This is a genomic window from Aureibaculum marinum (assembly GCF_003813905.1).
In the GTDB taxonomy this organism is placed as follows: Bacteria; Bacteroidota; Bacteroidia; order Flavobacteriales; family Flavobacteriaceae; genus Aureibaculum; species Aureibaculum marinum.
The window spans coordinates 1-430 of sequence record NZ_RPFJ01000111.1 but is presented as its reverse complement, the minus strand read 5'-3'; the positions used below and the strand labels follow the sequence as shown (position 1 = coordinate 430).

At 31.9% G+C, this 430-nt stretch carries 1 protein-coding gene; it reads right to left on the bottom strand.

Annotated elements, in window-relative coordinates; genetic code table 11:
* Positions 1-430: galactokinase (locus EGM88_RS15595; protein ID WP_394336883.1), on the bottom strand; the 430-nt coding region annotated here is incomplete at both ends.

Here is a 430-nt window from a genome sequence, read left to right as displayed (position 1 = left end):
TACGGCATCTCGGTGTATAATATTAATGGTACAACCACCAAAACCACCTCCCATCATTCTAGCTCCAATAACTTCGTCATATTTTTTAGAAAAATCGACTAAAAAGTCTAATTCAGGACAGCTTACTTCGTATAAATTTTGTAACCCTTCATGGGTTTTATACATGTTTTCGCCAAGCTTATGTAACAATGATTTTTTTAATGCTTCTACCGAGTTTAAGACGCGTTGTTTTTCTTCTACTACATATTTACATCTATTAAAAATAACTTCAGAAAGCTCATCTTTAAATTCATTTAATAAGTCTTTGGAAACACCACGTAAAGAATGTACTTCAGCATATTTTTGCTTTATAACTCTAACCCCTTCTTCACATTGACTTCTTCTGATATTATATTCTCCAGAAGCTAAATTATGAGAAACATTTGTGTTG